We start from the raw sequence: 16,182 nt of genomic DNA, 5'->3' as shown, positions 1-16,182 counted from the left end.
CCTCACTCCTAATTATGCATCGTTCCGAACATCCGGTCTCCAGCGTCGCCAAGTCCAGGAATAATATAGCCATGCTCATCCAGATGGCTGTCCTGCGCGGCAACATAAATATCGACATCAGGATGCGCCTTCTGCACCGCTGCCACACCCTCCGGCGCAGCGATCAGACACATCAGCTTGATCTGCTTGCAGCCGCGATTCTTCAGCGATTCAATCGCTGCATTGGCCGAGCCGCCTGTTGCCAGCATCGGATCAATGACGATCAACAGCCGCTCCGCCGCATCTGTCGGCAGATTAATATAATATTCGACCGGCTGCAGCGTCTCCGGATTGCGAGACAGGCCAATATGTCCCACCTTCGCCGACGGAATCAGCTTGAGCATGCCTTCGACCATGCCAAGACCTGCTCGCAGGATAGGAATGAGTCCAACCATGCGACCGGACACCACCTTGCACTCCGCCGTCGCTACAGGTGTATCCACATTTATACTTACAAGCGGAACATCCCGTGTAATTTCATAGGCCATCAAGGTTGCTACCTCATCCACGAGCTCCCGGAAGTCCTTCGTATTGGTATGTTTATCGCGAATAAATGTCAGCTTGTGCTGAATTAGCGGATGATCGCAAACGATCAATCTGCCCATGAGTTCGTCCTCCTTAAACCATCTGTGGTAGCTGTTTATCCAAACCATTATAGCATTGTCGGGACGAGGCTGCACGCAAACAATTGAACAACTTCAAAAATTATGTCGCTTCAGCCACTCAGTTGAGTCAGATCATCTCCGAGATCGCCTCATGATGCAAGCTACCTCCCGCCTGCAAATTCAAACGCCCGAAAGTCCAAGAGGACCTCCGGGCGTTCTGTTCGGGCTAGCAAGCCAAATTAGTAAGTCAGACCAGAGTACAATGGATACTGAGCAGTCAGCTCGCGCACCTTGGCTTTGGATGCTGCCAGCACAGCCTCATCCTTAGGATTCTTCAGCACGTCAGCAATCACGTCGGCAATGACCTTCATCGCCGCCTCATCCATGCCGCGGGAAGTAGCCGCCGGCGTTCCCAGACGAATGCCGCTTGTAACGAATGGGCTGGTCGGATCGAATGGAATCGCATTTTTGTTCGCTGTAATGCCAACCTGATCCAGCACATGCTCAGCTTCCTTGCCTGTAATATTCAGATTGCGCGTATCGATCAGCATCAGGTGGTTGTCTGTACCGCCAGATACCAGATTCAGGCCGCGAGCGACCAGTCCTTCAGCCAGCACCTTGGCATTCTTGACTACATTCTCGCCATAGGCTTTGAAGGAAGGCTGCAATGCTTCACCCAGCGCAACCGCTTTGGCCGCGATCACATGCATCAACGGGCCGCCTTGCGTGCCAGGGAATACCGCTTTGTCAATCGCTGCTGCCCACGGCTTGCGGCACAGAATCATCCCGCCGCGCGGACCGCGCAAGGTTTTGTGTGTAGTGGTCGTTACGAAATGGGCATGTGGAACAGGGCTTGGATGCTGGCCGGATGCAACCAGACCCGCGATATGCGCCATGTCCACCATGAACAGCGCGCCTACGTCGTTTGCGATTTGTCCGAGCTTTTCAAAATCGATGATGCGCGGATACGCGCTCGCACCGGCAACGATCATTTTAGGACGATGCTTGAATGCCGCCTTGCGTACCTCTTCATAATCAATGGTGAAGCTGTCTTCGCTAACGCCATACGCTACGAAGTTGTACAGCAGACCGGAGGCATTGACCGGGCTGCCATGCGTCAGGTGACCGCCGTGCGCCAGGTTCATGCCAAGCACCGTATCGCCAGGCTTAAGCGCCGCCAGGTAGACCGCCATATTGGCTTGTGCGCCAGAGTGCGGCTGCACGTTCACATGCTCTGCGCCAAACAGCTCCAGCGCGCGCTTGCGGGCGATGTCCTCCGCGATGTCCACATACTCACAGCCGCCATAGAACCGTTTGCCTGGATAGCCTTCCGCATATTTGTTGGTCAGTGCAGAGCCCATTGCTTCCATAACGGCCTCGCTGACGATATTCTCCGATGCGATCAGCTCGATGTTATCGCGCTGGCGCTGAAGCTCCAGATTAAGCGCATGTAAAATTTCAGGGTCCTGCTTGCGTAAGTTTTCCATTGTCTGCTCCTCCTAACCGCTCCATGGCGGCAATATAATTGAATGCTGAACGCTCCATCTGGCACCCGATTCGGCTTACACCCATCGGTCATAAGGAACGGACTGCTACTTGCATGTATCGTGCTGCGAGTCGTCCATCGGGTGGGCAGTAGGCTGCGCCTCCAGCTCGTAAACGGCTCGCGCGCCGCCGATCAGCTTCGGACGTGTCCATGCCATCGAGACATGGGCTTCGCCCAACTGCTTGATAGACGGTCGAACCGGCACCGCCACCTTGCGCAGATGCATCCCGATGAAGGTATCGCCGATGTCAATGCCTGCATGAGCTTGTACGGACTCAACCAGCACGGCATCCGGCAGGCTGCGATAGGCATATGCAGCCATCGACCCGCCCGCACCAGGCACCGGCACCGCCCCTACTTCCTCCAGCCCGTATCGATCGGCTGCCTCCCGCGAGAGGACAAGCGCCCGATTCAGATGCTCACAGCACTGGAAGACGGGGTAGAAGCCTAATTGTTCCTGAACGGCCGAGACTCCGGCATAGATCTGCCTGGCAACATCAAGCGTACCCGCCGTTCCGATACGCTGACCGAGCACCTCGCTGGTGCTGACGCCAATAACCAACAACTGGCCGGCGCGAAGCCTGCCAACCTCGGCAAGCTCCCTCACCAATTTCTCCGTCTGGACGGCAATTGCGTGAAGTCTGGTATCCATGGCCTGGCCTCTGTTAAGACTGGACGCTGAACTGCTGTTCCAACTGCTTGACCTTGTTGACCCGCCCGACATGCCGTTCTCCCTGGGAGAACGGCGTCTCCAGCCAGATGCGGATGATCTCCTGGGCTACCCCAGGTCCAACCACACGCTCGCCGAGCGCCAGCACATTCGTATCGTTGTGCTCGCGTGTCGCTTGGGCGGAGAACAGGTCATGCACCAGCGCGCAGCGAATGCCCGGAATCTTGTTGGCAGCAATCGACATGCCGATGCCAGTGCCGCAGATTAATATCCCTCTGTCTGCCGTCCCTTGCACGACGCGATCGCACACGCTCATTGCATAGTCGGGGTAATCAACAGACTGGTCGCAGCTACAGCCGAGATCTTCCACCTCATGCCCCAATTGTTGAATAAACGGAATAACAACATCCTTCAGCCGATACCCGGCATGATCGGCTCCAATAGCGATTTTCACACTAACAACCTCCTCGCAGGATCATCTCCGCCAAGCGTACCGCGCACGCACAAGGCGGGCACAGCTTCTTGCGGTTGCATACTGATCTTATTATACCTGATTTATCCTTACTTAACAGACAGGCTCCTATGGTTGCCATCCAGACCCCTGTCAGCCGCCACAAGACAAAAAAAGAGCAGGCGCGCACATGCACGCTAGCTCTTGCCCAGGCGACCGGCCGTATCATCCGATGCTCCATCGTGGTTACCCACTTCCGTCGCCAGTTACATCGGATCTGTCTTTGATATTCTCATCATAACGGAAATCGCAGCCAAAATCAATCATCGATCGCGCCTACTTGCCATCCTTCGACAATATGCCCAGCAGACGGTCAAGCGCCCTGTCAATCTCCTCCGCAGCCTGCGCATAGCGCTCCAGCGTACCCCCGAACGGGTCGGCAATATCGAATCCTGGAATACGACCCTCGAGCTCCAGCAGCCGCTGCCGCTGCTCATCGCTCAGCCTTCCGCCCAGCGCCTGATTCATATGCAGCTCCGTATATAGCCCCTCCAGCTCAGCAATATCAGCCAGAACGCGCGGATCATCCTCCACAAATTCCCTCAACGTGTGAGCCTTGTCCACCGCCTGCGGGTAGCGTTCAAGCAGATGTCGCTTATGCCCCGCGGTCATGGTCAGAATCAGATCCGCCCAGGCAACCGCCTCTGCCGTCAAGGCCCGCGAGACGCCATCATGCTGGACATTGAGCTGCGCCAGTGTCTTGGCTGCATGCGCGGAGACAGGCAATCCGTCCACTGTCGACACGCCCGCTGAACGCACCTCAATTGCCACTCCCTGCGCCTTGCTCTTATGTCGCAGCAGCGCCTCCGCCATCGGACTTCGGCATGTATTGCCTGTACATACAAACAAAATGCGCCTCACTGTATAACGCCCTCCTTATAAGCCCTCATACAATAGCTTACCACTTCCAATTATAATAAAAACATGATGCCGAATGCGAGCAGAACCATTCCTCCGCACGCCTCTCCATACTCGCCCAGAGTATGACTGACCCGTCGACCCAGAAGCAGTCCGAGCACCGACATCAGACCGCCGAAGAACCCGAACAGCAGCACCGTCATGACGACATCTGTTTTGAACATACCCATGGACACCCCCACCGAGAATGAGTCGATGCTGACGCTCAAGGCGAATACCGTTATGCCCCAGGCGGAGCGATGATTAAATGAACGCGCAGTCTCTCCCCGGAGCGAGTTATAGATCATATGCCCGCCCAGCAGCACAAGCAGACCTCCGGCAGCCAGCACCGCTACATCGCCGAGCAGATCGCTCATGTATCCACCTGTATACATACCCAGCAGAGGCATCAGAATATGGAATAACGCGATGACTGTGCTCAGCTTCAGAATATCCAGAAGACGGATGCCCCTCAATCCGATACCAATCCCCAAGGAGAAGGCATCCATACCTAGCGCAATTGCCATTAACAGCAAGGTAATGAACTGGCCAGCCTGCACGTTCGCTTCGATCATCCTGCTCCCCCCAACCCATGTCCGAATTCTCTCTCATTCATATGCGGACAGGTTAGGGATCATGCCGACAAGCTACAACGGCAGCGTGTGCTGCCTAGACCTGATCTATATGGCCAGAGGCGGCCTTGAGCAACCGGTTCATCAATGCCGCTCCAATCCCTTCCACTGGGCATGCTTCCGCCCAGATCGATTCGATCTGCTGCGCATCGAAGGCTCGCAAGGCGGCATATAGCCCGCGGGCAGCCGTTTCCAGATCGTTCAGACTGCCACAGACCGCCACCAGATCGGCCTCGAACAGCCCCTTATGCTCCTCATAGGTGAGCACTCCGGTTCTGAGGCCATTGCGGCTGGCCTCGGCCAGCTCGCGCCGAATATGAGCCGTGACGCGCTCCGCGTCTCCTGCTACCACAGTCAAACGACCCTGTGGTGCATAATGCCGGTACTTCATGCCTGGAGAACGCGGCGCCTGCTTTCCCGGATCCCAGCCGCTATCCTCCAGCACCTCGCCCACCTCCCGCAGCTCCTGCGCAGAGACGCCTCCAGGCCGCAGAATGCGAATCGCCTCACGCCCGCCATCGCCACCGCCAGGCACCAGTTCCACGACGGTCGATTCCAGTCCGACGCCCGCCGGACCGTCATCGACAATGCCACTGATCGCTCCAGCCAGATCGTCTGCCACATGCGCAGCCGCTGTCGGACTGGGACGGCCTGAGCGGTTCGCGCTTGGCCCAGCGACCGGGCAACCGGCAGCCGCAATCAGCCGCAGCGCGGTCTCATGGCGTGGCATTCGCACCCCCAGCGTATCCAGACCGGCGGTCACAAGCGGCGACACAGCTCCGGCGCGAGCGGGAAGCACCAGCGTCAGCGGGCCCGGCCAGAAGCGCTTCATCAGTTGCCCCGCCAGCTCGCTCCATGGCTCCAGCAGCTCCTCCAGTTGGCTGATGTCGGCCACATGAACGATGAGCGGATTGTCCGATGGCCGCCCCTTCGCGCGAAAGATGTCCGCCACTGCCTCTGTATTGCGGGCATCCGCCCCCAGGCCATAGACCGTCTCCGTCGGGAAGGCGACCGTGCCGCCCTCGCGCAGCATTGCAGCCGCTTCTCTTATTGCTTGCTCGTCCTGGTCTCCGCCTGCTCCCAAATGCCAGATACGGGTTGAGATTGATTTCAAGATGGATCATCCTTTTTATGTCATAATCATTATTACGAAGCTTCAATTGACTATCCTTCATGCATGGCTTCAATGGTTTAATATCACAGTATGGCATTTCCACTTGAATATCAACCGTCAAATGAAAAAATCCAGAATGCTAGATTCCGGATTCCCCCTCTTATCTTCTTCTCCATCCCAACGATAAACTAGCAAGCTGCATATTAGACTCAGGAGTGTTAAGAGAACAGCCCCTTCACAAATTGGATCATCGACTTGAGCATTTCCCAGAGGAAGAACTTCACCTCCGTCTCCGGCGCATCCTCCCCGTCTCCTGCCGAATCTGCCTGTGCGTCTGCCGATACCGCCTGCACCTCTCCGTCGGGTGCTTCCGTGGCGGATTTCGTTGTCCCCTCGCTGCCGCCTGCTGCTGCGGAAGCCGTCGCTTCCCCGCTCACCCCGTCTACGAAGCACAGGGGAGGGAACAGCACACACCACCAGTTCTGTCCTTCACCGCTGCCCAGCGTAATTCGCAACGCTTCATAGTCGCCTGCCGGATACACCGTATGTCCATACATCTTGGTAGGGAATGGAACGACGCCCAATTCAACGCTGTAGCCATATTGGAAGCCCCGTGCTTGGAGCTCTTCACCAACCGCCTGCTGGAGTTCAGGAAGTCTCGCAGTAATCACAGCACGCGCTTGCTCGATCGTCTGCAGCTCCGGAGCCCAGTCCGCCATCTTCGCGATGACTGCATCCCGTACCTGCCGTTTCACCAGTTGATCCTGCGGCGAATCGGAGTTTGCCAGCACGCGCAGCCGGATCGCCTCCTGCGGAATTTCTCCTTCAGCAACAGCGGCATCCAGCCGATGTCCCTCCCAACTCATCAGAACCACTGCCAGTACAAACAACATGAGCGACGCCGACCTGCGAAATGAACGACGAGTATGATTGCGAATGACCATAAGACACACAAGCTCCTCTCATCCGCACCCGTCGGTGCGCGGCTTGCGTTCCGGAACGTCTATGTCCCTAGTATGTCCGCCCTCGCAATCTTTAAACCTAGCATTCTCAAATTACAAGACGCTTTAAGAGGCGTGAAGATGCATGCGTCCGTTGGGTGCCGCACCTTTCGATAGGCTTCATGCCCGTCCGAGGTGCATCACTAGCCGCCAATAACGCAAAACACGCCGCCAATCGGCTTGGTAGCCGCTTGACGACGCTCCTCTGTGCGATGCTCCTTCTATGCTCTACATTCTATGTCTCCACTCATCCTGCAGCACGCCATATTTCGTCTTCATACGGGACAGAATGTTGATCCATCGTTCGGCAAACAATCCCAGAAAAAACACATTGCTCAGGGCATGCGCCAAATCAAAATAGAAGCTGGCTGCATAGACGCTGGCAAAGACAGGCCAGGTCAGCTCGCCGAAGTAGCCGATCAGATACCATATATTCATGATCCAGCCGAACACAAAGCCCCAGATCAAGCCAAATGCTATCTTGCCCCACCGCTGCAGCATCCACCCCTGATGGCGAAGCAATCCCGCTGTGAAGCCCATCATGCCCCAGCAAAACATCTGCCACGGCGTCCACGGCCCTTGCCCCAAAAACAGGTTGGAGACGACCGCAGCAACGCTGCCGATGATGAAGCCGACCTCTGGCCCCAGCACCAGCGCACTGACAATGATGACGAACGAGGTCGGCTGCACGCTTGGAAGCGACACGAACGGCACACGTCCGATTGCGGCGATAGCGGACAGCACTGCGATCATTACCATGCTCTCGGCATGGAAGGAGCGACGCTCGAAGCGTACCCAGAAGGGCATCATGACCGCTGCCAGCATGAGCAGACTGAGCGGCAAATAATATTGCTCCCACCATAGCGCCGCCGCCAGCAGCACAAAGGCGATCGCAAACCCGCTTACATAGAGCGCTCGCCTAAGCCCAAGCCTTGCCTCCATCTGCCCACATCCTCCTCAGTTATCAGCTCAGGCCATCTGCCGCCCGCCGCGCGCTGAATGGCTGTTGTGTAGAAATAGTTTTGCCTGAAAAATTCGCCGGTCGCCTCTGGCCCGATCATCTGTCCATCGAACAGCAGCGCGCAGCGCGTAGCATAGCGGGCGGCAAACTCTACATCATGGCTGACCATGACAATCGTGCGCCCGCCGCGGCGCCACCGCTCCAGCAGCTCCGCCAGCCGATGCTTCTGATACGGATCAAGTCCCTTGGTCGGCTCATCCAGCAGCAGCACTTGCGGGTCAGCGAGCAGCACCAGCGCCAGCGCCACCTTCTGCTGCTGTCCGCCACTCAGATCATGAGGATGCGCATGCAGGAGCGGCTCCAGTCCCAGCAGCCCCTGCAGCTCATCGAGCCGCCGCTTCTGCTCCTGGGCAGGCAGCCCAAGCCGCTCTAACCGATCATCGAGCAGTTCCTTGACCGTATCGCGGTTGAAATAGAGCAGCGGGTTCTGAGCCAGATAGCCAAGCTGCTCCATCCGCTCCTGCAGCTTCCACTTCGCCAGCGGACGGCTGGCCAGCTCCACATTCCCGCGCTGAGGCTTCAGCAAGCCAGCCAGCAGGCGCAGCAGTGTCGACTTGCCCGCTCCGTTGCCACCCATCACCGCCAGCAGCTCGCCAGCTTGCACCTCGAAGGAGCAGCCGTGCAGCAGAAAGGGCCCCTCCTTCTCATACTGGAAGAAGATCGAGCGGCAGGCTAGCACGGCTGCACGATCCGCTCCTATATCCGCCGCAGCCCGCTCGCCCAGCCTGCTGTCCGCTCCTCTGCTACCTGCTCGCACGCTGCCTTCTTGGCCGAAGCCGCCTTGCTCTTCCCGGCTATCCTGCGTCTGCTGCTGACTCTCGCGCGATGCGTCTCCTGCCTGCTCAGCCTCTCTCGTAGCGCGGTCACCGCTCATGCTCTTGCCTGCCGCGCCGGGCAGTTCCGGGCCACGAGTCCTCTCGTCGCCAGTTCCCGCACGCTGCTGATCCGCCAGCGCAGCGAGCCAGGCTTTGCCCTCGCGCACCGTCAGCGGCAGCCCTGCGCCCGGAGCGCCAGCCTGCAACGCCATCCGACTCACGGATGGCAGCAACGGCAGCAGCGCCTCCTCGCCGCGGCTGGCGATCCGCTCGATGACCTCGCGGGGCGTCCCCTTGTCGCAGATCGTCCCCTGCGCGAACACACATACCGAGGTCGCCAGTTGGAAGAGCTCCTCCAGCCGATGCTCCGCGATGATGATCGTCAGCGACAGCTCCTGATTGAGCCGCTGCAGCACCTGCACGAATTCCTTGGCGGCGATCGGATCAAGCTGTGCTGTCGGCTCGTCCAGCAGCAGCACCTTCGGCCGCATCATTAATACCGAGGCAAGGTTCAGCAGTTGCTTCTGCCCGCCGGACAGCTCATGCACTGATTGCCGCAGCCAGCTCTCCATTCCAAGGAAGGAGACCATCTCTGCCATCCGGCGCTGAATGACTGCAGGCGGCAGATTGAGATTCTCCAGAGCGAAGGCCAGCTCCTGATGCACATTGCCCATGACGATCTGCGCATCGGGGTGCTGGAACACCATGCCGATCTCGGCGGCTGCCCGCATAGGGGACAGCGCGGCAATCGGCTGCCCTTCATAGACAATTTCGCCGCTGCGATGGCCTTCCGGCCACACCTCCCGCTTGAGCTGGCGCAGGAAGGTCGTCTTGCCCGAGCCTGTCGCACCGCACAGCAGGAGAAACTCCCCTTCTGCGATCGTCAGCGAGATGTCCGACAGGGCAGGCACCGTCTGCTCCGGGAAGGTAAATGTTACATGTTCGATCTGATATTGCGCCATCTCAGCACCTCTCTAGCATCCATTACAACCGGCGTCAGCACGAAGCCGACAAAGCAGACATAATGCATTACGGTAAGATAAGAAAAATCAGGCGGCAGCAGCTTGGGATAGACCGAGTAACGCCCCAGCCCCGCCGCCGCTCCCGCTATCGTCGCCAATCCTGTGCCGCCCAGCCACCAGAGCGCCAGCTTGTCGCGACGTTCCATTCGGTAGACGAGCGCATAGCTGCGCTTGCCTAGCCCATAGCCTCTGGAGCGCATCGACATGCCCGTCTGCAGCGCCTCCTCCAGCGACCAACTGACGAGCGTGTGCAGCGTGTCCATCGCTTCCTTCGCCTGAAGCCATTTTTTCTTCTTATAATGAAAATAACCCTGTGACCGCTGCACCTGAATAATCTCCTTCATCCTCCGCTTGAGCAGCGGCACGAAGCGCATCGCGACCGTAATGACAAAGGCCGACCTGGGCGCTACTCTGGCGAACAGATATAAGAATCTGCCAGGGGTAATGACCTCGTTGTAGCCGATGAATGCAATGAGCACTGTCAGCAGAGAGACGGCGAGCATCGCGCCGTAGGCGATCGACTCCAGCGTGACCGGCAGATCGCGGAAATAGAACAGGATCGTCCGTCCGCGGCTCGTAATGAGCGGATTGGCGATCAGGATGACGAGCGCCAGCAGCACATAGTAAGGGAGCGGACGGATTAGCCCGCGCGCTCCCCCTTGGAACCCGGCGACTGCGGTCACGACCAGCAGCAGCGTTAGCAGATAGACGGGATGCTTGAGCATCATCGCCGCCGCGAACAGGAATACGAAATAGCCAAAAGCCAGAGCCGGGTGCAGCGAATAGAAGCCGCCCGGCCAATTATTCTTCTTTTCCATCCCACAGACCGCCCATCTCGACCCCGAGATCATTGCCCAGATCCTCGGTATAGCGCCATTCAATATGCTGTCCGGCCTTGACCGTCCATACCCCGGCTCCGCGGTTCGGATATTTGCCGTTAATATTGTACATCCAGCCGCTGCCGGAGCCGTAGTCAAATTCATATATATTGTCGATGCCTTCAATATAGGCTGTCGCGCCGCGACCGCGGAATTCCATATGAATCTTGTTCTCCCGCGTGACCCGCTTCAGCACATCCAGCACGGTATCCTCCTGCTCGATCTCCACTTCCGTCTTCGTGAGTATATCGCCGACATCCGACGGCCCTACGATCGAGACGGTCACTGTCGCCGCCTTCACCTCCGAAGCAGCAGGCTTGCTGCCCTTAGCAGCAGCATCGCCAGTGCCTGCGGCTGCGCCTGATGGCGGCACGCTCTTGCCGTCTGCCGCCCCGCTCGTCGCGGCCTTGCTGTCTCCAGCCTTGTCTGACGAGCCCGCGACGGAGCCGCCAGCACCAGGCTTGCTCCCTGACGACGAGCCTTCGCCAGTCGTCGGCTTCGCCTTGCCGCCATCGGCTGCGCCGGCCTTGCTGCTGCCTGCGGGCTCACTGCCAGCCGCAGAGGGCTTGGCCCCGGCCTCACTGCCGTCCGCGGCAGGCTGCTTCGCGGTCGTCCCCTCCTGCGACTTCGTCTCTGCCCGGCCGGCTTGGGCTGCGTCAGCAGGCACAGCCTCGCCGCCAGCACCGGACGCCGCGGTCGCATCAGCGCCGCTCGCCCCGGCAGCAGACGCTCCGCCTTCGCTATCTCCGCCAGCCGCCGCACTCGCTTCGCTGTCACCGGCTGCTCCGACATCGCTGTCGCCCGCATCATTCACGCTCGCGCCATTGGCGTCTTCCTCGGCGTCAGCCGCACTGGACACCTCGCCCTTGTCCGGCAGGTTGGCCGCAGAGCCAGCAGCCAGCTTGCCTGCCCCCGTCCCGCTAGCTGGCTGCTCGGCTGTCACGCCTGCGCAGCCTGCCAGCAGCAGCAAGAGGAGGACAAAGCTTGCCAGCAGCAGCGAGTATTTGCTTGCCCATCGCCTGTTCATCGGTATCCCCCGTTCTCATCCATACACGTCTTCTTTAGCTTCTCACCCTGCTTGGCAGCTTCTGTCAGGCCGCTGGCTGCTCTGTGCGAGCCGCCTGCTGCTGCTGAAGCTGCAGCAGCAGCACTACTGCCAATTCCCTTGTTACAGGAGCTTCCGGATAGACATTCCCCTTCGCTCCGGGCAACAGATTCTGGTTATAGAAATAGACCACCGATCGCTCCGCCCACGGAGCCACCAGCTTCAGATCATCCGGGAGCAGGTCGTCATCCGTAATGACAGCATCGGCGAAGCCGAACGCCCGACCCAGCATGACCATCATCTCCTGCCGGGTAATGGCCTCATTTGGCGTGAACATGCCTTTGCTGCCCCCTTGCACCAGTCCTGCGCGGGTAGCTGCCATAATCGGAGACGCATACCATTGCGTATTCATTACATCAGTGTATACCGAATCGTGTGGTTGTTCAATCGCCAATCCGAGCATTCTGACCAGCATCGCCGCAAATTCCGCACGGGTCATATTCCGCTGCGGCTCAAACCTGCCCGATTGTCCAGCGCCTTGCACAATACCTGCTCCCACCGCTTTGCCGACAGCCTCCAGCGCCCATGCCGAGATCGATCCTTCGTCGCGGAAGCCCGTCACACTGCCATGCAGCGGTGTTTCCTCCTCCGTCTGCTCCATCTGCTCTGCCTGTCCGCGAAGATCGGAGAAGTCATAGACCCCCTTCTCCTGCTGCAACGCCCGCTTGTAAGCGAGCAAGCCCAGCAGCCCTTGGTGAGTCGCCATATAATTGCTCGCTCCGCCCGCGGTGTGGGCAATTCCACCATCCTGATTGACAAAGCTTCGCAGATTACTATAGAGATTGCCCTGCGCCTTGACGAACCGCGGGTCGTCGAGCGGTATGCCGAGCGCAGACAAAGCAATGATCACCTGTGCGACGCTCTCGCTATTCTCCTGTCCCCATGCGTTCATGCCCCCACTGGCAAGCTGCTGACCGGACAGCCAGCTTAGCGCTTGGGACGTTGCCTCCATGACCCGCTCCTGCCTGCTGTATCCTGCGAGCGCCTGCAAGGCCATGGCCGTAACATCAACATCGCTTGCTCCACCCTCCTCCTTGCTGAGCGGGAAGCCTCCGTCTGTATTTTGCTGCTCCAGCAGCCACTCAACCAGCTTGCTCCGGCTCCATGCCGCTTCTGGCGGAATAACAGCCTGAACGGCATCCAGCGCCAGCAAGGCATAGATCGCGCCATTGGTGCCTTGAGCCGTCATGCGCTCGTTATTGTAGATTCTCTCGAGGAAATTATAGCCTGCAATATTGGTCGGGTCTTTGCCTATAGCGGCTGCCGCCAACGCTGTCCGCTCATAATCCGTCACCTTGCGGAAGCGCCCCCCGTTGTCACGGATGTACTGCTCCAGCGTCTCATAATAAGCTGCCGGAACCGTCCTGCCCGCACGCGCCAGCGCCAGCGCATCCCAATCATGGAATGGGTCATATTCGGCAAAGTTGGCGCTCGCTGCGATCCAGTCCGCCGCCCCTCGAATCGTCTCGTCCAGCTTCTCCGGCAGTACCTTCTTGCTCTCCTCCGCTTTGCTGCCCGCTACGCCTGTTCCTTGGCCTGCTGCCACCAGCTTGTTCTGAGCGTCTGTCAGCTCCTTCAGCAGCTTCACCAGCTCCAGGCTGTCGCTCCCACTCTCGTTCAGCGTCTTCTCCGACAGCTCTAGCACTCGCTTCAACTCGTTCCATGATGCGGCAGTATAGTCAGTCGCCACCAGGCCCTTGACCTCATTCACCTTGCTGCGCAGCGCTTCTCTGTTCTGACCGCCAATGATCGAATCGAAGCCGCCGATATCCTTGCCCAGATCCTTCGTATAACGCCAGCGCAGCACATCGCCAGCCTGAAGGGTCTTCGTCCCCGCACTGTACGACGGATAGCTGTCGTTGACCGAATACATCCAGCCGCTATAGATGCCATGATCGAATTCGGACAGCCCATCGATTCCCTCTACATATAAGGAGTCTGCACTCCCTCTGTAGGCAACGGACTTGCCTTGGCTCTCCGCATACCGCTCCATAAGTGTAAATGCGGTATCCCCGCTCTTCAGCTCTACATAGACAGGCTCAATAATATAGCCCTGGCCGATCGATATTTTCTCAATCGACAGCTTCACTTGGGGCGCATGACCACCGCCATTGCCAGGTGAGGGAGTACCCGTGCCTGGGTTCGTGCCTGGGTTCGTGCCCGGATCGGTTCCGGGATCAGTTCCGGGGTTCGTACCAGGATCGGTTCCGGGGTCTGTTCCGGGGTCTGTACCCGGATTCTCTCCTCCCGGTTCATCCAGAGCGTAGGTCACAAACCGGCCAAATGCATTCGTCTGTACGATCAGACTGCCATTGTCCTCATAAGCATACATATCCTGCGTTGGATCATTGGCGCGCGGCACCTGCTTGAAGAGGTCATCGCTTCCCCAGAAGCCAGCCTGCAGCTTCCCGTGGCCCGCAAACTTCAATGTCGCTTGCGCCTTCAATTCCTTGAATGACGGCCCCGACAGCTCGATGGCGGTGCCGATCGACACCACCTTAGCCGGGGCAGCGTCCGCCTCGATGGCCGCTGTCAGCTCTTCGTTCGACAGACTTGAGAGCATCGGCAGTTGGAAGAGCGCTCCTTTGCCGCCAGTCGTGCGCGGCCAGCCTAGCGAGACATCGCCATAGGTGAGCTCCAGCTTCGGAATGCGGCTCCCCAGCGTCTGCAGTCCTATAGGCGCGGTATGATCCTGCGGAAGGGTAATGCTCAGCTCCGAATTTCTCGGCTCGACCACAATCGATAGGCCGGAGCCGAGCAGATAAGGGGTCAGTGTCACCTTCACCCTGGGGCTGACAATATACAGCGTGCTGTACTCGGAATCATCCGCTGTGCCCTCCGCATCGCTCATGTCATACAGCTTCGGCTTCCCTGTCAGGAAGCGCTCATACGCATTGAGCGCCAGCATGGCCTGATGGGTCGCTATGTAACTAACTTTTTGGTCCAGCTCATGTTTGAACCCGCCAGACGTGTCGAGATGCGCGATCAGCGCGTCGATGGCAGTTCTGCCTTGCTTCTGGAACCTTGCATCCCTAGCTGGATCAATGCCGAGGCTGGTCAAGGCGATGATGACCTGCGCGCTGCTCTCGCTTGATTCACCAGGGGAGAGCACGGAGCCGAAGCCGCCGGTGTCCCGTTGTATCGAGGACAGCCAGGCAAGGGCGCTATCTACCGCCTGCTTCACCTGCGGACGATCCGTATAGCCCGACAGCGCCTGAAGCGCCATGGCGGTCGTATCGACATCCTCCGTCTGATTGATCAGGAAGGCCCCTTCACTCGACTGCATGGTCAGAAGGTGGGCGATCAGTTCGTCCCGGCCGATGTCCGCCCCGGCAGGCACCTCATAATGGCGTGTATCCAGCGCGATCAGGGCAAAGGTGAGCGCATTGGCAGCCTCTGCCACCATGCCATGACGGATGAACTTGTCGATCAGATCATAGCCGCCAACATTGCGCGCATCCTTGCCGATAGCCGTCACGGCCATCGCGATCCTCTCCGGGTCGGTAGCCTTGGAGAAGTCGCCCCCTACCTCGATAACGCTGCTCCGCACATAATCATAGTAAGGCGATTCAGGTAGAGCCAGACCCGAGCGCACCAGCGCCATGGCATCCCAATCATTAAACGGATCATAGGCGTTGTACGCCTTCCTGTCCACGATCCACTTACCGGCGCCTTCAATAAGCACGCGCAGCTCCTTCAGCTCAAGAGGTGCGCTCGCGTCTCCAGCCTGAGCCGGGTCGCCCTCCGCTTGTGATGGCAGCGCCGACTCAGGCTGCGTGCCCCCTGTGGTATCGACCGGAGCAGTCTCCGTATCCGGTTGAAGCGCTGCCTCCTCGCCCGGCTCCAGCTCCGCGCCAGGCGCCGAGGCACTTGCCCCGTCTGTCTCAGACGCTTCTGTCCCAGCCTCTGCTTGCCCGGCAACAGACTGCTCGTCTGGTAAGCTTGCCGTTGACTGCTCGCCTGACGACCCACCCTCTGACTGCTGTGTGTCAGTAGTGGAGGTTCCCTCCTGCTCGATGCCTGCCAGCTCCTGTGCGGCCGCCGCACCAAGCGCTGGCTGCAGCCCCGTAACAGCCAGCACTAGCGCTAGCCAGAGCGCCAGCATTCTGCGCCCGAATAATGTCTTCATATCGTGTCCCTCTCCTTAACCTTAGGTTTACTATGTATGCTGTTCCCGTTCTTTAGCGTTTATTTTGGCAGGGCGTGTCTTCTGGCCCGCTCATCGGGCATCGTTCGCCACCCTTTTCTCCTGCGCTGCGTCACATCTTCTTCACGTCCCCTTGTTCTCTTGACGAACCCCCGGTATGCCTGCGGCAGCGTGCCCCG

At 58.8% G+C, this 16,182-nt stretch carries 13 protein-coding genes and 1 riboswitch; all 13 genes read right to left on the bottom strand.

Annotation, left to right across the window (positions count from 1 at the left end; all coding sequences use genetic code 11):
* Positions 1–8: 8 nt before the first annotated feature.
* Positions 9–644 (bottom strand): uracil phosphoribosyltransferase, encoded by a 636-nt coding sequence (upp, locus tag ACY1JZ_RS07060; RefSeq protein WP_270166314.1) that lies wholly within the window; start codon positions 642–644, stop codon positions 9–11.
* Between the two features lie 239 nt (positions 645–883).
* Positions 884–2,131 (bottom strand): serine hydroxymethyltransferase, encoded by a 1,248-nt coding sequence (gene glyA, locus ACY1JZ_RS07055; RefSeq protein ID WP_270166316.1) that lies wholly within the window; start codon positions 2,129–2,131, stop codon positions 884–886.
* Positions 2,132–2,236: 105 nt separating this feature from the next.
* Positions 2,237–2,842, bottom strand: coding sequence for a TIGR01440 family protein (locus ACY1JZ_RS07050; RefSeq protein ID WP_462628635.1), 606 nt, complete (start codon positions 2,840–2,842; stop codon positions 2,237–2,239).
* A 13-nt stretch (positions 2,843–2,855) separates the two neighbouring features.
* Entirely contained in the window at positions 2,856–3,314 is a 459-nt protein-coding gene (gene rpiB / locus ACY1JZ_RS07045) for a ribose 5-phosphate isomerase B (protein ID WP_270166321.1), read from the bottom strand.
* 196 nt (positions 3,315–3,510) lie between these two features.
* A riboswitch (ZMP/ZTP riboswitch) is annotated at positions 3,511–3,591 on the bottom strand.
* Between the two features lie 56 nt (positions 3,592–3,647).
* Positions 3,648–4,232 (bottom strand): low molecular weight protein arginine phosphatase, encoded by a 585-nt coding sequence (locus ACY1JZ_RS07040; protein ID WP_462628634.1) that lies wholly within the window; start codon positions 4,230–4,232, stop codon positions 3,648–3,650.
* Positions 4,233–4,282: 50 nt separating this feature from the next.
* Positions 4,283–4,843, bottom strand: a complete 561-nt coding sequence (locus ACY1JZ_RS07035) for a manganese efflux pump MntP (RefSeq protein WP_270166323.1) — start codon at positions 4,841–4,843, stop codon at positions 4,283–4,285.
* 94 nt (positions 4,844–4,937) lie between these two features.
* Positions 4,938–6,014, bottom strand: a complete 1,077-nt coding sequence (locus tag ACY1JZ_RS07030; RefSeq protein ID WP_462628633.1) for an L-threonylcarbamoyladenylate synthase — start codon at positions 6,012–6,014, stop codon at positions 4,938–4,940.
* 218 nt (positions 6,015–6,232) lie between these two features.
* Positions 6,233–6,958, bottom strand: coding sequence for a stage II sporulation protein R (gene spoIIR, locus ACY1JZ_RS07025; RefSeq protein WP_462628632.1), 726 nt, complete (start codon positions 6,956–6,958; stop codon positions 6,233–6,235).
* 285 nt (positions 6,959–7,243) lie between these two features.
* Positions 7,244–7,957 (bottom strand): ECF transporter S component, encoded by a 714-nt coding sequence (locus tag ACY1JZ_RS07020; RefSeq protein ID WP_462628631.1) that lies wholly within the window; start codon positions 7,955–7,957, stop codon positions 7,244–7,246.
* Positions 7,918–9,813 carry an ABC transporter ATP-binding protein gene (locus ACY1JZ_RS07015; protein ID WP_270166329.1) on the bottom strand — a complete coding sequence of 632 codons (1,896 nt, stop codon included), beginning with the start codon at positions 9,811–9,813 and terminating at the stop codon, positions 7,918–7,920. Before ACY1JZ_RS07015 ends, ACY1JZ_RS07020 begins: the two co-directional genes overlap by 40 nt.
* Positions 9,786–10,691, bottom strand: coding sequence for an energy-coupling factor transporter transmembrane component T (locus ACY1JZ_RS07010; protein WP_270166331.1), 906 nt, complete (start codon positions 10,689–10,691; stop codon positions 9,786–9,788). Before ACY1JZ_RS07010 ends, ACY1JZ_RS07015 begins: the two co-directional genes overlap by 28 nt.
* A complete protein-coding gene (locus ACY1JZ_RS07005) occupies positions 10,675–11,778 on the bottom strand; it encodes a DUF4430 domain-containing protein (protein ID WP_462628630.1) in 1,104 nt (367 codons plus the stop codon). The genes ACY1JZ_RS07010 and ACY1JZ_RS07005 overlap by 17 nt, the downstream gene beginning before the upstream one ends.
* Positions 11,779–11,842: 64 nt before the next feature.
* Entirely contained in the window at positions 11,843–15,985 is a 4,143-nt protein-coding gene (locus ACY1JZ_RS07000) for an S-layer homology domain-containing protein (RefSeq protein ID WP_462628629.1), read from the bottom strand.
* Positions 15,986–16,182: the final 197 nt, after the last annotated feature.

The organism is Paenibacillus sp. J5 (assembly GCF_054955055.1).
The sequence above is the reverse complement of the archived record's forward strand: the minus strand, read 5'-3'. Positions and strand labels throughout refer to the sequence as shown.

What these genes read in the sequence shown, in the direction of transcription:
- ACY1JZ_RS07020 (WP_462628631.1), bottom strand. Translation starts at nt 7,957, where the DNA reads ATGGAGGCAAGGCTTGGGCTTAGGCGAGCGCTCTATGTAAGCGGGTTT.
- ACY1JZ_RS07015 (WP_270166329.1), bottom strand. Translation starts at nt 9,813, where the DNA reads ATGGCGCAATATCAGATCGAACATGTAACATTTACCTTCCCGGAGCAG.
- upp (WP_270166314.1), bottom strand. Translation starts at nt 644, where the DNA reads ATGGGCAGATTGATCGTTTGCGATCATCCGCTAATTCAGCACAAGCTG.
- ACY1JZ_RS07050 (WP_462628635.1), bottom strand. Translation starts at nt 2,842, where the DNA reads ATGGATACCAGACTTCACGCAATTGCCGTCCAGACGGAGAAATTGGTG.
- ACY1JZ_RS07035 (WP_270166323.1), bottom strand. Translation starts at nt 4,843, where the DNA reads ATGATCGAAGCGAACGTGCAGGCTGGCCAGTTCATTACCTTGCTGTTA.
- ACY1JZ_RS07010 (WP_270166331.1), bottom strand. Translation starts at nt 10,691, where the DNA reads ATGGAAAAGAAGAATAATTGGCCGGGCGGCTTCTATTCGCTGCACCCG.
- spoIIR (WP_462628632.1), bottom strand. Translation starts at nt 6,958, where the DNA reads ATGGTCATTCGCAATCATACTCGTCGTTCATTTCGCAGGTCGGCGTCG.
- glyA (WP_270166316.1), bottom strand. Translation starts at nt 2,131, where the DNA reads ATGGAAAACTTACGCAAGCAGGACCCTGAAATTTTACATGCGCTTAAT.
- ACY1JZ_RS07005 (WP_462628630.1), bottom strand. Translation starts at nt 11,778, where the DNA reads ATGAACAGGCGATGGGCAAGCAAATACTCGCTGCTGCTGGCAAGCTTT.
- ACY1JZ_RS07000 (WP_462628629.1), bottom strand. Translation starts at nt 15,985, where the DNA reads ATGAAGACATTATTCGGGCGCAGAATGCTGGCGCTCTGGCTAGCGCTA.